The organism is Brevibacillus composti (assembly GCF_016406105.1).
Classification (GTDB): Bacteria; Bacillota; Bacilli; order Brevibacillales; family Brevibacillaceae; genus Brevibacillus; species Brevibacillus composti.
Genome location: NZ_CP066308.1, coordinates 1,546,178 through 1,563,356, shown reverse-complemented (window position 1 = coordinate 1,563,356; position 17,179 = coordinate 1,546,178). Strand labels below are relative to the sequence as shown.

The window sequence follows — 17,179 nt, the reverse complement described above, 5'->3', positions numbered from 1 at the left end:
GCTCATAACAATAGAGTATATCCTTATGACAGGAGGGGTGTTCTGTGGAACCGCAGACCTTTATCAATCTGGTAGCAGGACCGGCCCGCCTGCTGTATCCGACCCACCGCATCTTCCCGTCCATCACGATCGCCCAAGCCATCCTCGAGTCGGGCTGGGGCAAGCACGTGCCGGTAGATGCCGCGACGGGGAAATACTCTTACAACCTGTTCGGGATCAAGGGAACCGGTCCGGCCGGTTCTGTCACGATCACGTCCCGCGAAGTAGAGAATGGCAAGACCGTGAATCGCACCTCCAGCTTCAAGGCGTACTTTTCCTACCAGCAGTCCATCGAGGACCACGCGTCCTTCCTCCTAAAGCCTGTCTACAAGCGGGTCATGCTCGCCACGACGCCGGCAGAGGCTGCGGCGGAGCTGGAAAAGGCCGGCTACGCAACAGACCCTCAATACGCGGAAAAGCTGACCTCGCTGATCGAGAGGCATCAGCTGGCACAATACGACCAGTTCGCTCCCGAAGAGCAAGTCGTTCCCGTCTGGAAACAGGAGCTGGGCGTTCGAGCGCTGAAGGAAGGATTGATCACCTCGCCCGATTGGCTGGGAAAACTGGACGAACCGATGCCGGTCTGGGCTGTGCTGGCAGTAGCCCTCCGCCTGCTGGACAAACAACGCAATATGCCTTGAGACGAAAATGAATAGGTATGCGGAAGGCTGTCCAGCGGTCAGGTACAAAAAAGGCTCTCCGAGGGAGAGCCTTGCTTATGCGTACTTCGATCAAATCGATTGAGATCGAGACAGCGAATAAAATCTACCATCAACCATGCGAATGCCGAGATCCACACAGTATTGCAGTCCCTGCGTGACACCGTAGAGGATCCATTCCGAGGATCGATGGTTGATGTCGAAATCTGTGTAAAGATCTGTGCCGTCATTGCGAATCTCGTTGCGGTCCGTCACATCAAATAGGCGGAGTACAAATGGCAGTTCGGCAAAGGGAATCGCGTACTTGCGCTCCATCTCCTGCTCAAACTCTTTGGGCATATGCCATTTCGCCAAGATGGATTGTTCATCTTTCCAGGCAATTTGTATACTCGGGCCGTCAATGTCTGTGGATGACCGCGGGGGATTTGTCTCCATTCGCTCCCATCGTTCCTTTCTCTCGTGTACTTGCTTGCCAATCACAAAAGATATACGGTTTTGTGATTATTATATCACGTTCTCCTCTTTTGTGGAAACGCATCCAAGCCACTCAGATTTATCGGCCGACAGTAAAGCTGTTTTCACCCACGGTCACATATTGAGGGAAGTGCTCGGTTTTCATTTGCACCTGGACTTTGTAGGTTCCGTATTGCTCCAGCTTGGTGGAGACAAAAGGCTCCGAGAAGTAGAAGCTGTTTCCGTTTTGCGTAGAGAACTTCCAGCTCTTGCCTTGCTCTACTTCTTTACCGTCCGGTCCGATCAAGACGACCCGCATGCGCAGATCCTTCGCAGACGGCGCTTCGTCGACTTCGACAAAAACGTTAAAGGTGCGCGGAACATCTTTGTCACTGTAGCCCTTGATCGGATTGCTGAAGACGACATTCTTGTTGCGGCTTTGCTGAATGCCTTCCAGAATCAGCACGTTCACGTTCGGCTTGACGATGTCCATTTTGCCCGAGCGCTTATCGTACTGGGCAAAGCCTCCCATGCGATTCACCAGTTCTTCCATCGAGGCAGACGTCGATTCCGGCAGTTCGCTTACGATCCGCTCTCCACCGAGGAAGATCCGCAGCGCCCCTTCGCCCAAGGCCGTGCTGCTCCCAACCCCGGCAACTGTCAGCACCAACAGCGCAGACAACCACGTTTTTTTCATGACTCCATCCTCCAGTATGTTTGCGCCTTAGCGCGAATTTGCTCAGTAATGAAACCCATAGATTTATACGCTCCACCGAGCAAATAGTTGTGGTGAAACGAGAAGTTTTTTGAATGCTATCCACAGAATCCACAGCCACAGGCGAAAAGCCACGCCCATCTCTCCCGAGGTTCACGCCGCCATCCCCCGACAGCGGCAGACAGGCTTCCGTGGCAAGAAAAAACGCCCTGCAAAAGGGCGCTGGCAAATCTTCGGTTCTCCCGATTATCCGAGGAGGGCATCTTGGCTGGACAGCCACGTGAAGTACTTGGTTACCACATCGATGGCCACGTCTATGGCCTGTTCGTCAGGCTCGATTTTGGCGTGGTGCAGACCGTACGGGGTATTGGCTCCGAGCCAAAACATAAACCCGGGGATCTCTGTCAAAAAGAATCCGAAGTCTTCGCCGGTCATCGCTTCCGAGCAGTGTACGAGCGTCCGCTCCGGCTGGGTGCGCTGCATCCAGTCCATAAACTGTAGCGTCAGTGCTTCGTGGTTGTATACCTGTGCATACCCGCAGCCGTAGTCGATCTGGGCTTTGCACGAAAAGCCTTCTTCCACGCCGCGGACCAGGGCTTCGATCCGCGCTTTTACCCGTGCCATGGACTCCATGGAAAACGTGCGGATGGTGCCTTCCAGTCTGGCTTTCTCGGCGATAATATTCTGGCGTGTGCCGCCATCGATTTTGCCGATGGTAATCACGGCGGAATCAAGCGGGTTCACATTGCGGGAAATGACGGATTGCAGCTGCGTCACCAGATGGCTGGCGGCCACCACCATGTCATTGGCCAGGTGCGGGAATGCCGCATGTCCCCCTTTTCCCACGAGGTCGATCATCAGCTCGGACGTGTTGGCAAACAAGATGCCCGGCTTGGTCGCGATATGGCCGGCCGGATACTCCGGAGCGATGTGCAGGGCGAAGATGCAGTCAGGCTTCCACTCGCGAAACTCCTCGCTCTCCATCATCGGCTGTGCGCCGCCCGGTCCTTCCTCGGCAGGCTGGAAGAGAAAGAGAAGGTCATCGTCAATCGGGTGCTGGACAAAATGGGTCAAGATTCCGAGACCGATCGCCATGTGCAGATCATGTCCGCAGGCGTGCATGTAGCCTTCATGCTGCGAACGGAAAGGATAGGAGGTCTCCTCCGCGATCGGCAGTCCGTCCATGTCCGCGCGCCAGGCGATCGTCTTTTTCGGATTTTTTCCGGCGATCCGGGCCAAGATCCCTGTTTTCCAGGTCTTGATCGACAGGCGATCGGCAGGGAGCTTCGCCAGGTAATCGAGCAGATAGCGCTGCGTCTTAAATTCGGCAAAGCCCGGTTCCGGTATCTGGTGCAATTCTCGGCGGATGCCGGCAAATGTGGAAACAGCCATGACCTACTCCTCCTTTGCGGCAGCGAGCTTTTCGATCTCGCGGCCCATCGCCTCGATGAAGCGGTCCACATCCTGTCTGGCAAGCGTCAGCGGCGGGAGCAGTCTGACGATCGTCTTCTGCGTCACATCGACCAATATCCCCTTATCCAGCAGGTTTTGCTGCAGGCGGCTCGCTTCTTCCGCCGAAGCATGGAGCGGAATGCCGATCATCATGCCCTTTCCGCGAAGCGGCTGCAAGAGCTTCGGATAACGGCTGACTAGCTGTCCCAGGCGTTCCCACAGGTAATCGATCACATCCTGCAGCCGGGTTTGAAAGACGGGATCGAGCAGCTCGTCCAGAACTGCATTCCCCAGCGCGGCAGAGAGCGGCGACGGCGCGAATGTCGTGCCGTGATCTCCCGGCTTGAACAAGTCCTGCACGCGTTCGCCCGCGATTACGCCGCCGAGCGGCAGCCCGCCCCCGACCGCCTTGGCAAAGAGGATCAGGTCCGGCCTTACTCCTGCATGCTGGTACGCGAACAGCTTCCCGGTCCGCCCCATCCCGGTCTGAATCTCATCGATGGCAAACAGCGTGCCGGTCCTCTGGCAAACTTCGCCGATTCCCTGCAAATACAGGGCAGGCAAAGGCACGACACCGCCCGAGCCAAGTACCGGCTCCAGCAGAACCGCGGCAGGTCTCTGCTCTTCGCAGACTTTCCGCAGCTCTTCCAGATCGCCCGCATCCAGCTCGTACACGGGAAAAGCCGGCTGCGGAAAGTCCTGATAGACATGAGGCTGCCGGGTTAGGCGCAAAGCTCCCAGCGTGCGTCCGTGAAAGCTGTTCTTGAGAACGACGATACCGGCTCGTCCAGCGCCTTCGGCTGCCGTCCACTTATGAATCAGCTTGATCGCCGCCTCTGTCGCTTCCGCTCCGGAATTGGTGAAAAATACCTTTCCCGGAATCGTCTGCTCGATCAGCCGCTGCGCCAACCGGATGGCCGGAGGGTTCAGAAAGACGTTGGAGATGTGCAAAAAGCTCTCTCCCTGCTCCCGGAGCGCCCGGAGAATACTCGGGTGTGAGTGGCCGAGAGCGTTGACGGCCAGCCCCGTAAACAGGTCCAGATACCTTTTTCCATGGGTATCGTACAAGTAATTGCCTTCTCCCTTCGCGATTGCGATCGGGAGCCGTTTATAGGTGGAGACGATATATTGTTCATCCAGCAAACGCCAGTCCATGCCCATCTCTCCCTTAGAGTTGTCGCAACTCCTGCTTGATCTCCGTCTTGGAGCGTGTCTTCTCGTCGATTTGCTTGATTACGCGGGCAGGCGTCCCGGCGACGACCACATTTGGCGGCACATCCTCGATGACGACGGCGCCCGCGGCCACCACAGAGCCTTTTCCGACGCGGATGCCCTCCAGCACGACGGCGTTGGCGCCGACGACGACATCGTCTTCGATCACAACAGGCAAGGCGGATGGCGGTTCAATTACGCCGGCGATAACTGCGCCGGCACCGATGTGGCAATTCTTCCCGATGGTTCCGCGGCCGCCTACGACCGCGTTCATGTCGATCATGGTGCCTTCGCCGATCACAGCTCCGATATTGATCGTCGCGCCCATCATGATCACGGCGTTGTTTCCGATGCTGACGTGCTCGCGAATGATGGCGCCCGGCTCGATCCGCGCCTGAATCTGCTTGGTGTCGAGCAGCGGAATGGCCGAATTCCGGCGGTCGCTCTCCACGACGTAATCGGCGATTTTGTCGGCATGCTGCTCCAGCACCGGCTGAATTTCCTTCCACTCTCCGAAGACGACCCCCGCGCCGCCGCTGATAAAAGCCTTGGCGTTCGGCCCGAAGTCAAGATGGTCCACGTCCCCTTTGAGGTAGACCTTTACCGGGGTCTTCTTTTCGCTTTTCTGGATAAACGAAATAATTTCTTGGGCATTCATCTGGTTCATAGCAGTTCTCCTCCAAGTTGAAAAATGAATGAAAAAAAGCAATGAGCGCTGACGCTATACTCATTGCTTTTTGATACCTGACAAGCAATCGTAAATAGCGCTCCATGAGAGACGAAAGCTCCCATGACAGGATGATCATTGTTCATGAGCCACCCCAATCCTGACGCCAAGGGAAAAACGCCAGAACTTCGGCGCCTTGGCCTTTCCTCCTTTTCCGTTTCCCCGACGTTGGCAAAAAGGAGTACTGATCCGCAGCGCGCCTCTATTTAGAAGGCAATATGCAGTTTGTTCGTTTTTTCTGTTTGTACTGTATCAGATTCCATCGCCCGTGACAACACCGGAATCTCCTTTGCCTGCACTTTTTTGCGCATCCTCTATTTGACAGCCTCCCCCTTTTCACCGCAAACGAATCATGCTACACTATCCATCCATTTGGAATACATCCATCCGATTGATGGAAACTGGAGGGATCCTGTGATGAATGAGCCGTTGTTTTCCCTACGTCCGCTGCGGGTGAGCGATGCGCCTCAACTGCTCGCCCTGCGGCTTGAGAACCAGGCGTTTTTGCAGCCGTATGAGCCGATCCGGTCCGCTTCCTTCTTCACGCTCCAGGAGCAGGTCCGGCAGCTGGAGGAGGCGGAACAACACGTGGAAGCCGGCACCGGCTACGCCTTTGGAATCTTTGCGGAGTCTGGCCAAAAGCTGATCGGCCGGGTAAACCTGGCCAATGTGGTTCGCGGCGCCTGGCAAAACTGCACGCTGGGGTATTTTCTCGACCGGCGTTGGAATGGCAAAGGCATCATGACCCGTGCTGTCGGAGAGGTCGTCCGCTTCGCTTTTTCCGAGGCGGGTCTTCACCGCATCCAGGCTGCCGTCATGCCGCATAACGCCGCTTCGATCAAAGTTCTCCAGCATAACCGCTTCCGGCAGGAAGGTCTGTCCCTGCGTTATCTGCAAATCAACGGGAAATGGGAGGATCATCTGATTTTCGCGCTCACTGCGGATGAGTAGGCGAGGCAGGCGGCGGATGCGTCTCGTCACGGAGGCGCTGCAGGATTCTGCGCTTTTGATAGAGCATCATGCCCGCCTCCGCCACATCGCGGATCGACGATCGATTCAGGTAGGCGCCAAAGATCATCCCGGCGATGGGCACCAGCTGGAACAGCTTTTTCCAGCCGAAGTTCTCAGTATACGTAATCACCACTTCGCGCCAGCCCTGCAGCTGCGAGAGGACAGCCCGCTGTGCCGCAGGCTCGTCAAATTGCGACAGTTCCTCCAGAATCGCCCGTTTCCCGACGATGTCGGAGGAAGCGAACTGCAGACATTTGACGATAAACAGTCTCTCCCGCTTTTCATCCGGGCGAAACCCGTAGCAGAGAGCCATCTCCTGCAGGACCTTGAGCGATGTCCCGAGCAAGAGCGGGATGTCGATCGCGAGGGTAAACAGCCCGCCAAATCCGGTGGTCGCGCCCTGCACGGCTGCAAAGTTGCTCCGGGAATCGCGCAATTCGGCGGCCACTTGATTCATTTGCATGACCGAATAGGGGCTGACGGCACTCGCCCCCTCCGCGCCGCTTTGCACTTCCGGAAACGCTTTGCGGAAGCGCGAAGCCACATCCTCCTCGCGCACCAGGTACTTGCCGCCCGACTCCAGAAAGGCAGTCAGCTCATCGACGGCGGTGCCCAATTTTTCCTTCACGATGCCGGGGGTGAGCCGATCCAGAAAAACGAAGGGAAGCCTCCCCAGCTTTTCCCAAAACCACAAATCTTTCTGATCCGACTCCCATTTCTCGATCTCCGTCAGCATCCGGGAGAGCGTCTCTCGATCTTCCATGCCCATTTAAGGTTCCACCCCTACTCGCTCGAGTTTCTTTTTTTCTGTTTGAGGAGACAGTGGGTTCGCAAGCGCTCTTTCGCATAGGCCTCCAAGGCGGAAAGGGAGTCGAAACCCGAAAAGTCCTCCACTTCCAATACGATGCCCAGTTTGAGATGTTTCACTTTTCCATCTTCCAACCGGTACCCGAGCCTGGCGAGCAGGCTCCACTCCTGTTCTGTCACGGTGATTCCCTCCTACTTGCCTGAAGCATTCCTCTTCTCGTCAGAAAAAAAGTTCTTGCCGAAGCAAGAACTAGGGAAGGACGATGTTCACGGTGAACGTCTGCACATTATCTTTAGTTTGGATCACTTTTCGCTTGCCTTTGCGGTAGTTTTCCAAGGCGCAGGACTGATAGCTCAGTTTGTTTGTCACCTTGACCGTGTAGGTGCCCGGCTTCGATCCGGCCTGTTCGATAATGGAGCGCAGCGCTATCGCTTCCTCGCCCTCATCCCGGCCGCCATCCTCGCCTCGCCGCGTCGGGGCAATCATGCCGATGGTTTCTGTTCCGTTGTAGAGTACCTCGACTCTGTTCTCGGAGGCGATCAATCCGCCGTTGTATTCCACGCGCTCCCCTACACGCGTCGTATCCGTCTCCCAGACCAGATCCGGGAAAGTGATGGTGCGCAGGTCGGACTTGCTGTTTTTCACCAGCTTCCGCCGCTGGAAGCCTTTCATGACGGCATGGGTAGCGGAGAGCTCGAGGGTCTCATACGCCTCCCAATCCCGCTCTGATTGGATGGTGACCGTCATGCCATTCGTCAGCGTCTTCCCCCTCCCCTTCAGCGTCATCTGTGCCGATGGCGGGACGACGCCCGATTCCAGACGGTCACAAGACGTATCCGACGGGATCGGACGCGAATCCTCGATAATCTGCACCGTGGCGCACCAGGATTCTCCCGGCGAATTTTTGCTGTAGTACATCACCTGATGTCGGCCCCGGCCGTATTTGGACAGCTCGAGGGCGGTATGATCCCAGTTCAGCTTGGCCGCATCCGCCACGACGTTATTCACGACCCAGACTCCTGGCCCCTCCTCGCTATCTTCGTCCTGCTGCTTGAGATAATCGGCGGCTGTGGCCAGCCAGATTTCGTGAATCGGGTGCTGGTACACCTTGATCGTGCTGGCAGTCGGGGACAAATTCACCCGCTCCACCTGCAGGGAAGACTTGTCATTGTTGCGCATCAGGATGTCCATATCCACGTTGCCGTCGGTTCGCGCGCATGCATGGACACTCCCGGGGACCTGGATCTGCACAGAAGTGGAGGCGGAATGGTCGGCAGCCTCGGGCGTATATTGGACGGCGAGCGTCACGCCCGCCAGATGTTCAGGGATCGCGACTTCGAACTGTCTGGACTCGGTCAGCGTTTGACCCGTCCCGTTCACCCACCAGCGCCCCGGCACCTCGGCGAACAGCTTTACCGTGCTCGGCGCTTTTTCCGCCGTAATCTTTTGGCCCGGGGAGAGCTTTTGACCCGATGCATCCTCACCCTGGTACAAATCGACGAACCCGATATGCAGCGTCGCGTGCCACTGCCAGAGATTCACGTCCTCCGGCGTAAACACCAGCTCGTATACGCCTTGGACCAGCCCGCCCGTTTGGAAGGTCTGATTTTTCCCGGTCAAAAGTTCGCGGCCGTTTTCCTTAAACGAGAGTTTCCACGTGCCCGGCACCGAAGCATAGTAGCTGCGGGAGCCAGACTTGCCGTAGATGTGGTCCGTAGCACCTGCGGCCAGCTGGACCTTATCAGCCGGGTTGCCGATAAAAATCAGGGGATACACTTCGCTCTCTACGCGGAAGCTCACATTGACGCTGCTCGATCTGCCGCTGCCATCTCTCACCACAAAGGTCAGGAGATGATTCCCGGGCGACAGCTGGCTGTCCGGTATCGTAAAGCGCGGTACCTGCCATCGAAGCTGCTGGGTATCACCATGTGTCTCCCTGGCGAATTCGGGCAGTTCCCGCTGATCCAGAAAGACTTGCATGCTGTTTTGATTGGGGCTTTGCGGACGCGCCTGATAGGTGGTCTGCACAATGTCGATATCGAGCGGGGTCTTGGGCGGCAAAATGAATTCGTTGTGCTTCACCCAGTTCAACCCGTCGGTTCCCACTCCTGCTACCTGATAGTCGTTAAAGATGATCATTTCATGAACGGGGGTTGTCTGCGGCCTCGCAGCCTGGCTATGTTGTTTTGCTGGTTCACCCGCACCCTGTACAGGAGTGACCATCGGGCCGGGAAAAACGCTGCCTGCGATCAGGCTGAGCAGCAGCGCAAAGATCATCTTCTTTTTCACAATCTGTCCTCTCACTTTCCTTCACGTTCCGCTATGCGCATCTCGCTGTTCTCGGTATCTGTTTATTCGACAAAATCCGAATCATTCCTTTGCGGGCTGCAAAAGGAAAAAGAATCCAAACGGATGCTACGTTGTCCCTTCCCGCAGAGCGGCGATCCCTTCCTGGCATACGCCGTACGAGTACCAGGAGCAGCCCTCGCAGAGGCGGGCCAGATCATCGGGATGGACCCGTTCTTTTGTCCACCGGATCAGCTCCGATTTGAGATACACTTCACCTGCCGCGATCCCGAGCTGCTGGATTACGTTTTGATCCAACTGCTGGACATGCGCTTCCGAATCGGAGGAAGCCTCGCAGCGATTTTCTCCCTTATTGGGACAAAACTGGCAGGTGTCATCCAGACCTTGCACGACACGAATCGAAAAATCCTGCCCAACGTCCCGTATTTTCTCCACGACTTCACTCATCTTCGCGACAAACGCCGGGCTGTAGCCCATTCCGCGAAAGCCGTGCACGCACAGCAAGTGATGTCCGCGCAGCGTTATCGGTTCCATCCGCCAAACCTCCTGTCTCCCGCTTTCAACCGTTCCGATTTGCCCGGGATCTCGCCCCGGAAAGCTGTGATCTTACGCTGATTGTATCACAAGATCGGTTTTCCCCATTTGGACAATCCTTTTTTACCCATAGGAAAAACCTATCGATAATCTTATCTAAATAGATTTGACATATAGGCTTTTCATCTGCTACAAACATACCAAGGAGGGATTCCGATGAGCATGTCAAACGCTTGGAATTCGCAATTGTACGACAACAAGATGAGCTTTGTCTCCGCCTTTGGGAAAGGCGTGCTGGAGTGGCTTCAGCCTGCACCTGGCGAGAAAATCCTCGATCTGGGGTGCGGAACTGGCGATCTGGCGCAAGAGATGGCGGCCGCCGGTGCCTATCCGACAGGGATCGACCATTCCGCAGAGATGATCGCCACAGCCAAAAAGAAATACCCGCACCTGCCGTTTTTGGTTGCAGACGCCCATACCTTTCGCACTGCTGAAGAATATGACGCGGTCTTTTCCAATGCCGCCCTGCACTGGATGAAGCAGCCGGAAGACGCGATCGAAAGCATCTGGCTGGCGCTTCGCCCCGGCGGACGCTTCGTCGCCGAGTTTGGCGGAGCAGGCAATGTGGAGCAGGTCGTCCATGCCCTGCGCGTCGTGCTGGCGTCCCGGGGAATCGATGCGGATCAGCGCATGCCGTGGTACTTTCCCAGCATCGGCGCCTATGCCACTTTGCTGGAGCGGCAAGGCTTCACCGTGACGATGGCCCACCTGTTTGAGAGGCCGACTCCCCTGGGGGATGGCGAAGCCGGTCTGAATCATTGGCTGCAGAGCTTTTGCGGTCCTTTCTTTGCCGGGATGCCGTCCTCTCAGATCAAAAGCGCCTGCCTGGAGATCGCCGAAGTGCTCCGCCCGCAGTTGTTTCAAGACGGCACCTGGGTCATTGACTACAAGCGGATCCGCGTCGCCGCCCTCAAGCCAGCTCGCTAGCCTGTGCAGACAAAAGATCGCCCGGCTGCCTTCCTCGGAGGGCGGACCGGGCGATCTGCATATCAATCGTTCTCTGGAAATCAGAAGTTGAGGACGACCTCTTCCCCAGCGCTCAGCCCGCTGACGATCTCCACGTACTCCGAGCCTTCGATTCCCACTGCGACTTCTTTGGGCATCGGCTCCCCGGTGTTCGGGTCTTTGACCATGACCGTCCCTTTTCCTTCTTCTACGATCTCGACAGCCTGGAGGGGCAAGCGGAGGACATTCTCTTTTTTATCGACGTAAATGTCGCAATCTCCCGTCATGCCGTGCTTCATTTCGCTGGTATCCGAGAGCTCGATCTTGACCGCGAAGCGAACCGTCTTGTCTTCCTTGGTCCCTTCTTTCGGCACTTCTACCACTTTTCCCTCAAACGGCTTGTTGCCAAACGCCGTCACGTACACCTCCGCGTGCTGACCCAGCTTAATCGACGGAATGTCCATTTCATCCACGGCGGCGACGAAATAGACGGCGCTGGTATCCATGATGATCGCGGCCGGTTTTCCGGAGTCAGGCGTCTCCCCTGCCGTCACATTCAGCTTGGTGATCACGCCGCTGATCGGTGCCGTCACCTGTCTCTTGGCAAGATCGCGCCGCTTCTGCTCCATGGTAAGCTGGGATTCGCGCAGGATGAGTTCTTTTTCCTTCAATTCCAGATCGACGGAGGACATGTCCATTTTCGCGATCAGCTGCCCTGCTTGGATCTCATCGCCATTTTCGATCTCCACTTTTCCTACTTTTCCGTGGGTTCCCGCATAAAGATCGATGTCGTCCGGATTTTCAAACGGCGTCGCGATCTGGCTCGCGAACAGGATTCCGCGCGGATCGGTATACTGCACCTCTCCCAGATCTCCGACGTAGATGGCTCCCGGTTTTTTTACCAGCACTTCTACATCGTGTACGCCGCCGACGCCTTTTTCCTTGGCGCCGGTCAAATCGATTTTGGTAATCGTGCCGTCGATATACGACAGGGAGGCGGAGAGAAAGACTTTTACCTGCTGGCCCAGCTTGAATCGTTCCGCTTCATACGCGGTGAACTTCCCTGTAATTTTGAGATAGTCGGTGTTGACCATTTTGGCGACGATCGTCTCCGGCGTGACCTGATCGCCTTCTTTGATCAGCACCTCTTTGATTTTGCCGCCCTTTTCTGCGGTGATCCTGTCCTTTTTGTTACGGATCTCAGCGAGCTCCTTCTCGGCCCTGATGATGCTCAGCTCCTGCTTTTGCAGCTCCAGCGCGGCGTCCGACCCGTCGATGGAGAAAAGCGGATCGCCTTTGGACACGCGCTGCCCTTCTGTGACGAATACTTTTTCTACCTTGCCGCTGAGCTCCGGCTTCACTTCTTCCCGCGCTTTGGCCTCTACGGTCCCGGCGGAAAAGATCGCCTTGCTCACTTCTCCCATCTCCACCGCAACTGTCGGCAGCGGCGGCGGCTGATCCTGCGGCATCTCTCCCGACGTTTCGCCGCTCTTCAACTTCGTATAGCCAAAAACGCTTCCTCCGCCAAGCAGTACCAGGGCGGCCGCTATGATGATCCATTTCTTCTTTTTTGTCATCTTTCGTAACCCCACATTTCCTTAGTCAGATCGTATCGCTTGCAGTGCACTCAAACGGGATGCGCGAATCGCCGGGAAGATCCCCGCGAGCAGCCCGATCACAAAGGCAAACCCGATGGCGAACAGCGCGAGCCATGTCGGAATCACAGCGAGATTGGACATCTCTCCGCCGCCGCCGCCCATCATAAATCCGTCCATCATCCCGCCTGCTTTGCCGAAGTAGTTCACCAGCGACACGGCGCCCCAAGCGAGCCCCAGCCCGGTCAGGCCGCCGATCAAGCCGATAAATCCGGACTCCATCAGGAAGAGCCAGCGAATATTGTAGACGGTGGCCCCGATGACCTTCATAATCCCGATCTCTTTGGTCCGCTCCAGAATGGACATGATCATCGTATTGACGATCCCGATCGACGCGACCAAGAGCGAGATGGCAGCGATCCCGCCGAGAATGAGCTGGATCACGAAGAAAAATTTGTTGATCTGCTCCAGTTCGCGAGCGGGGGACCAGACCTCAAAGCCCTTCTTTTTCAGGTCGGCCACGACGCTCTCTACCATTTCCCGCGACTCTACCTTGACGGTAAGCTCATCAAAGACGAATTCGTCCTGCTCCCGGTCGCGGGTCCGTCTGGAACTGCCTTCGCCAGACTGGTCTCCCCGATCCCGGTTCAGCCAGTCATTCATCTCTTTGATCAGACTGAGCGGCGCATAGGCGACATTTCCATAGCGCCAGTTATCCGACTTTTCCAGCTGGCCGACCACGCGGACCCGGACGTCCTTTTTCTCCAGCTTCAGTTCGTCGTCGATCATGTATTCGCGGGTCAGGACAATGGTCGCGGCCTTGCCGACGATGTCAAACGGAGCCGGTCCTTCCTCTCCGCCACCGCCCCTGCCCATCCGGGGCGGGGGGAAATTCTCCGGCGGGGAGTTGCCCGCATTTCTCATCCGCGCCTCCCGCTTTTCTTTTTCCACGTCTCTCATCTCGCGCGGAACGTAGTAGGAGACGACGATCTCCTGGGGAGAACCGGACAGGTACTCGCCTTTTTCAATCTCGTTTTTGCGGTAAGCGGCAGACTCCTTGACATCGACACCCACCAGCTCGACGTAGCCTTCCCGCCTGCCGACTTTCAGCTTCGTCCCGCCATGCAAGCGCTTGATCGGCATGACCGCCTCTACGCCGGGAATGGCTTTCAGCTCTTGAATCGCCGCCATGTTCAGCTTCTTCCGCTCGTCTTCCGGAATCATCCGGTCCTCTTCCTGAATGTAAAAGGCTGGCTGCACGTCCAGCTCCATCAGATTCCCGAAGTTCTCCAAACTTTTCACGGCATTTTCCTTCAGTCCCAAACTGAGCGCAATCATCGACACGATCGCCGCTGTCCCGATCATCACCCCTACAGAGGTGAGCGCGGTCCGAAGCTTCATGCGCCACAGGTTCCTCCACACAATCCGAAAAGAGTCCAATAATTTCACGTCTGTTTCACCTCATACCCTGTCACGCCGGTCTCGTCCGCCTCTGCACTACTCGTCCGTCCTGCAGATAGATCACCCGGTCGGATTGCTCGGCTACTTCCTGCTCATGCGTAACGATAATAAATGTGGTATTGCTCTCCCGATTCATCCGCCGCATCAGATCGAGGATTTCCTGCTCCGTTTTGCTGTCGAGGTTGCCCGTCGGCTCGTCAGCGAGCACGATGCTGGGATTGTTGACCAGCGCCCTGGCAATACTGACACGCTGCTGCTGTCCGCCGCTCAGCTCGTTCGGCCGGTGATCCAGGCGTCCTTCCAGCCCCATGCGCTCCAGGATTTCGGCTGCCCGCGCTCGTCTCTTTTTCCGGCTTTCCCCGGCAAAAATCAGCGGAAGCTCCACATTTTCCAGCGCGGTAAGCCCTGGCAGGAGATTGTAGGACTGAAAGATAAAGCCCATGCATCTGCGTCGAAACAAACAAAGCTCATTTTCGCCAAACCGCGAAATCTCTTCGCCGCTCACGAAAATTTTCCCCTCATCGGGCTTCGTCAGTCCCGCGAGCAGGTTCAGCAGGGTAGACTTCCCCGAACCTGAAGACCCGCACAGCGCTACAAACTCTCCTTTTTTGATGTGGAGGTTAATATCATAGAGGACAGGGACCTTGATCTTCCCCGTCGTGTAGCTGTGGTTGACGTTTTCTACCGTCAATTCTCCCTCTCCGTTGGCCATCTCTCTCGTACACCCCATTTTTCTTTTGACATTTTTGGAAGAATCATTTCATTGTATATAGACGAAAAAGCAGGAAAAACGTAACAGTTGCTTTTTTAAAAGTTTGGGACCAAGACGTTCACAGCTTGGCAACAGGTTCTTCATCAATCCGTAATATTCCGTTAGCCAAATCATGCCAGTCCCTTGATACAATGGAGATGTGTAAAGAAAACACGAGAGGGCAGAGTGCAGATGAATATCTATCGCTTTTTATTTGAAACAGCTACACGTCAATGGGTGGAAGTCATCAAGGCAGGGAGCATGTTTGAAGCAGCCAAAGAAGCAAGAAAGCTGGCCCGTACGAGGTCGAAAGCCATGTCCACTCCGATCCGTTTCTCTTTTCATCACATTGCTTCCGGATATAAATAACGAAGACATTCGATTCGAGAGCCGTATGCGCTCTGATTGCCAACCACCATTCCTTGCGGGAGCTGGTGGTTTTTTCATGCTTCACCCGCTTATTGACACCTGTCTTTTTTTCCTCTTCAATAAAGATAGGAAAAGTCGGCTTCGCCACTTTGGACCAAGCCGCCTTTGCACTTATTTTCATATTTCATTTCACCGCAAACGGACCGTTTGCGATACAGAGGGGATAGCGCCATGACCATGAAAAAAGCATTGACCATCGCAGGATCTGATACCAGCGGCGGGGCTGGCATTCAGGCAGACCTGAAAACGTTTCAGGAGCTTGGGGTATTCGGGATGACCGCCTTGACCGTCATCGTCGCACAAGACCCGCATAACTCCTGGTTCCATGAAGTGTTTCCGATTGAACTGAATACGCTGGAAAAACAGCTGGAGACGGTTCTCTCCGGAATCGGAGTGGATGCCGTCAAGACCGGGATGCTGGGGACGACGGAGCTGATCGAGCTGGCCGCCAAAAAAATCGATCAGTACCAGCTGAAAAACGTGGTAGTCGACCCGGTGCTGGTCTGCAAGGGAGCCGACGAAGTGCTCCATCCAGAGAACGCGGACAGTCTGCGCGAGGTGCTGGTGCCGCGTGCGACCGTCGTGACGCCGAACCTGTTCGAAGCCGGACAGCTTAGCCAGATGGGAGCGCTGAAGACGGTTGAGGACATGAAGGAAGCGGCCAAGCGGATCCACGACAAAGGGGCGAAATACGTCCTGGTTAAAGGCGGCGGCAAGCTGGCTCATGAAAAAGCCGTCGACGTCCTCTACGATGGTGAAACCTTTGACATCCTGGAAGCGGAGCGTTTTGACACGACCTTCACGCATGGCGCGGGATGCACCTATTCCGCCGCCATCTGCGCCGAGCTGGCCAAAGGACAGTCCGTCCGCGACGCTGTTTACGTAGCCAAGGAATTTATTACGGAAGCGATCCGCCACTCCTTCCAGCTGAATGAGTATGTGGGGCCGACCCATCACGGCGCTTATCGCCAACTGAAAAAATAGCTGAGAGCACAAAACAACACCCACCCTCTGCATGGAGAAGGTGGGTGTTGTTTTGCCTCGCCCCTGTACCGGTTGTGCCGGGGACTAGGCTTTCTTTTTCAAAGCCAAATTCGGCTGCGGCGCATGCGGCTGCTGTACCTGCGGCGTCTGCTTGCGCAACGAACTGATGGAAAAGACAAGCAACGCACTCCAGATGAAGCCAAAGCTCAGCCAATGGGTCGACGTGAATGGCTCGTGAAACAGAAAAACGGCGAGCAACAGCGAAATCGTCGGGGACAAGTATTGAATAAAACCCACGGTCGAGAGCGGCAAACGCTTGGCCGCCCGGGCAAACCAGTAGAGCGGCAGCGCGGTCGCCACGCCTGCGGAAGCCAGCAACGCCATTTGCCAGCCTTTTAGGAGGGTGACGGTCTCCTGCCCGTTCACTTGAAGCGTAAGCAAATAGACGAGCGCAATCGGCGCGATGAACAGCGTCTCCCAGGCGAGACTCATCATCGACTCCAGCTGCACCTTCTTTTTCGCCAAACCGTACAAAGCAAAGGTGAGCGCGAGCGAGATCGCCACCCACGGGACCTTCCCATAGTTGATCGTCATGACCGTGACTCCGACGGCGGCCAGTCCGATCGCGATCCACTGTCCTGCCCGGAGCCGTTCTTTTAAAAAGAGGACGCCGAACAACACGCTCAAGAGCGGATTGATGTAATAGCCCAGGCTGGACTCCAGCACATGATCGTTGTTGACCGCCCAGATGAAGATCAGCCAGTTGCCGCTGATGATCAGCGAACTGATAAACAGCGTGGCCCAGGTCTTTTTCCCCGATACCGATTTGCGCAAATTCCGCAGCTTTCCGGTGATCTGAAGGATGGCGACTACAAACACCGCCGACCAGAAGACGCGATGCGCGAGTATCTCCCAGGCACCCATTTTCTCGAATACCTTCCAATAGATCGGCAGCAGTCCCCACATCAGGTAGGCCGCTGCCGCGTACAAGACCCCTTGTTTCATATCGTATGTCCCTCGCTTGCCGTACGTCTTTT

General features: G+C 56.0%; 18 protein-coding genes and 1 riboswitch. Of the genes, 5 read left to right on the top strand and 13 right to left on the bottom strand.

Annotated elements, in window-relative coordinates:
- Positions 1 to 44: 44 nt before the first annotated feature.
- Positions 45 to 680: a glycoside hydrolase family 73 protein gene (locus JD108_RS08205; RefSeq protein WP_198829347.1), complete on the top strand. Its 636-nt coding sequence runs from the start codon at positions 45 to 47 to the stop codon at positions 678 to 680.
- A gap of 90 nt (positions 681 to 770) precedes the next feature.
- Here JD108_RS08205 and JD108_RS08200 read toward each other — a convergent pair whose 3' ends face one another.
- From JD108_RS08200 to dapD, 5 genes are all read right to left on the bottom strand, one after another.
- The gene (locus tag JD108_RS08200) at positions 771 to 1,133 is read right to left on the bottom strand and encodes a DUF4912 domain-containing protein (protein WP_198829346.1); all 363 of its coding nucleotides are present in this window, start codon (positions 1,131 to 1,133) and stop codon (positions 771 to 773) included.
- Positions 1,134 to 1,251: 118 nt separating this feature from the next.
- The gene (locus JD108_RS08195) at positions 1,252 to 1,848 is read right to left on the bottom strand and encodes a hypothetical protein (RefSeq protein WP_198829345.1); all 597 of its coding nucleotides are present in this window, start codon (positions 1,846 to 1,848) and stop codon (positions 1,252 to 1,254) included.
- A 264-nt stretch (positions 1,849 to 2,112) separates the two neighbouring features.
- Positions 2,113 to 3,258, bottom strand: coding sequence for an N-acetyldiaminopimelate deacetylase (locus JD108_RS08190; protein ID WP_198829344.1), 1,146 nt, complete (start codon positions 3,256 to 3,258; stop codon positions 2,113 to 2,115).
- 3 nt (positions 3,259 to 3,261) lie between these two features.
- On the bottom strand, positions 3,262 to 4,473 hold the full coding sequence (locus JD108_RS08185; RefSeq protein ID WP_198829343.1) for an aspartate aminotransferase family protein: 1,212 nt from the start codon (positions 4,471 to 4,473) through the stop codon (positions 3,262 to 3,264).
- Positions 4,474 to 4,486: 13 nt separating this feature from the next.
- Positions 4,487 to 5,197: a 2,3,4,5-tetrahydropyridine-2,6-dicarboxylate N-acetyltransferase gene (dapD, locus tag JD108_RS08180; RefSeq protein ID WP_198829342.1), complete on the bottom strand. Its 711-nt coding sequence runs from the start codon at positions 5,195 to 5,197 to the stop codon at positions 4,487 to 4,489.
- Positions 5,198 to 5,284: 87 nt separating this feature from the next.
- Positions 5,285 to 5,470: riboswitch (Lysine riboswitch) on the bottom strand.
- Positions 5,471 to 5,674: 204 nt separating this feature from the next.
- On the opposite strand from dapD, the gene JD108_RS08175 reads away from it, so the two are divergent.
- A complete protein-coding gene (locus JD108_RS08175) occupies positions 5,675 to 6,208 on the top strand; it encodes a GNAT family N-acetyltransferase (RefSeq protein ID WP_198829341.1) in 534 nt (177 codons plus the stop codon).
- Here the strand turns inward: JD108_RS08175 and JD108_RS08170 are convergent.
- The 4 genes from JD108_RS08170 to JD108_RS08155 form a co-directional block, all read right to left on the bottom strand.
- Positions 6,192 to 7,031, bottom strand: coding sequence for an EcsC family protein (locus JD108_RS08170; protein ID WP_198830038.1), 840 nt, complete (start codon positions 7,029 to 7,031; stop codon positions 6,192 to 6,194). The two genes, JD108_RS08175 and JD108_RS08170, sit on opposite strands and share 17 nt — an antisense overlap.
- Before the next feature lie 20 nt (positions 7,032 to 7,051).
- Complete coding sequence (locus tag JD108_RS08165) at positions 7,052 to 7,255, bottom strand: hypothetical protein (RefSeq protein WP_198829340.1); 204 nt, start codon at positions 7,253 to 7,255, stop codon at positions 7,052 to 7,054.
- Between the two features lie 70 nt (positions 7,256 to 7,325).
- Positions 7,326 to 9,365 (bottom strand): hypothetical protein, encoded by a 2,040-nt coding sequence (locus JD108_RS08160; RefSeq protein ID WP_198829339.1) that lies wholly within the window; start codon positions 9,363 to 9,365, stop codon positions 7,326 to 7,328.
- A gap of 126 nt (positions 9,366 to 9,491) precedes the next feature.
- Positions 9,492 to 9,917: a DUF1284 domain-containing protein gene (locus tag JD108_RS08155; RefSeq protein WP_198829338.1), complete on the bottom strand. Its 426-nt coding sequence runs from the start codon at positions 9,915 to 9,917 to the stop codon at positions 9,492 to 9,494.
- Positions 9,918 to 10,133: 216 nt separating this feature from the next.
- Here JD108_RS08155 and JD108_RS08150 point away from each other — a divergent pair, with 216 nt between their 5' ends.
- Positions 10,134 to 10,904, top strand: coding sequence for a class I SAM-dependent methyltransferase (locus JD108_RS08150; RefSeq protein WP_198829337.1), 771 nt, complete (start codon positions 10,134 to 10,136; stop codon positions 10,902 to 10,904).
- An 80-nt stretch (positions 10,905 to 10,984) separates the two neighbouring features.
- On the opposite strand, the gene JD108_RS08145 is transcribed toward JD108_RS08150, so the two are convergent.
- From JD108_RS08145 to JD108_RS08135, 3 genes are read right to left on the bottom strand one after another with little or no spacing between them, the layout of a single operon-like run.
- Entirely contained in the window at positions 10,985 to 12,499 is a 1,515-nt protein-coding gene (locus tag JD108_RS08145) for a permuted SH3 domain-containing protein (RefSeq protein ID WP_198829336.1), read from the bottom strand.
- A 21-nt stretch (positions 12,500 to 12,520) separates the two neighbouring features.
- Complete coding sequence (locus tag JD108_RS08140; protein ID WP_198829335.1) at positions 12,521 to 13,966, bottom strand: ABC transporter permease; 1,446 nt, start codon at positions 13,964 to 13,966, stop codon at positions 12,521 to 12,523.
- Between the two features lie 22 nt (positions 13,967 to 13,988).
- Positions 13,989 to 14,690 carry an ABC transporter ATP-binding protein gene (locus JD108_RS08135; protein WP_198829334.1) on the bottom strand — a complete coding sequence of 234 codons (702 nt, stop codon included), beginning with the start codon at positions 14,688 to 14,690 and terminating at the stop codon, positions 13,989 to 13,991.
- A 231-nt stretch (positions 14,691 to 14,921) separates the two neighbouring features.
- Here JD108_RS08135 and JD108_RS08130 point away from each other — a divergent pair, with 231 nt between their 5' ends.
- Both JD108_RS08130 and pdxK read left to right on the top strand, forming a co-directional pair.
- Positions 14,922 to 15,098: a hypothetical protein gene (locus JD108_RS08130; protein WP_198829333.1), complete on the top strand. Its 177-nt coding sequence runs from the start codon at positions 14,922 to 14,924 to the stop codon at positions 15,096 to 15,098.
- Positions 15,099 to 15,329: 231 nt separating this feature from the next.
- Positions 15,330 to 16,142, top strand: coding sequence for a pyridoxine/pyridoxal/pyridoxamine kinase (gene pdxK / locus JD108_RS08125; protein ID WP_198829332.1), 813 nt, complete (start codon positions 15,330 to 15,332; stop codon positions 16,140 to 16,142).
- A gap of 84 nt (positions 16,143 to 16,226) precedes the next feature.
- Here the strand turns inward: pdxK and rarD are convergent, their stop codons facing one another.
- A complete protein-coding gene (rarD, locus tag JD108_RS08120) occupies positions 16,227 to 17,147 on the bottom strand; it encodes an EamA family transporter RarD (protein ID WP_198829331.1) in 921 nt (306 codons plus the stop codon).
- Positions 17,148 to 17,179 lie beyond the last annotated feature (32 nt).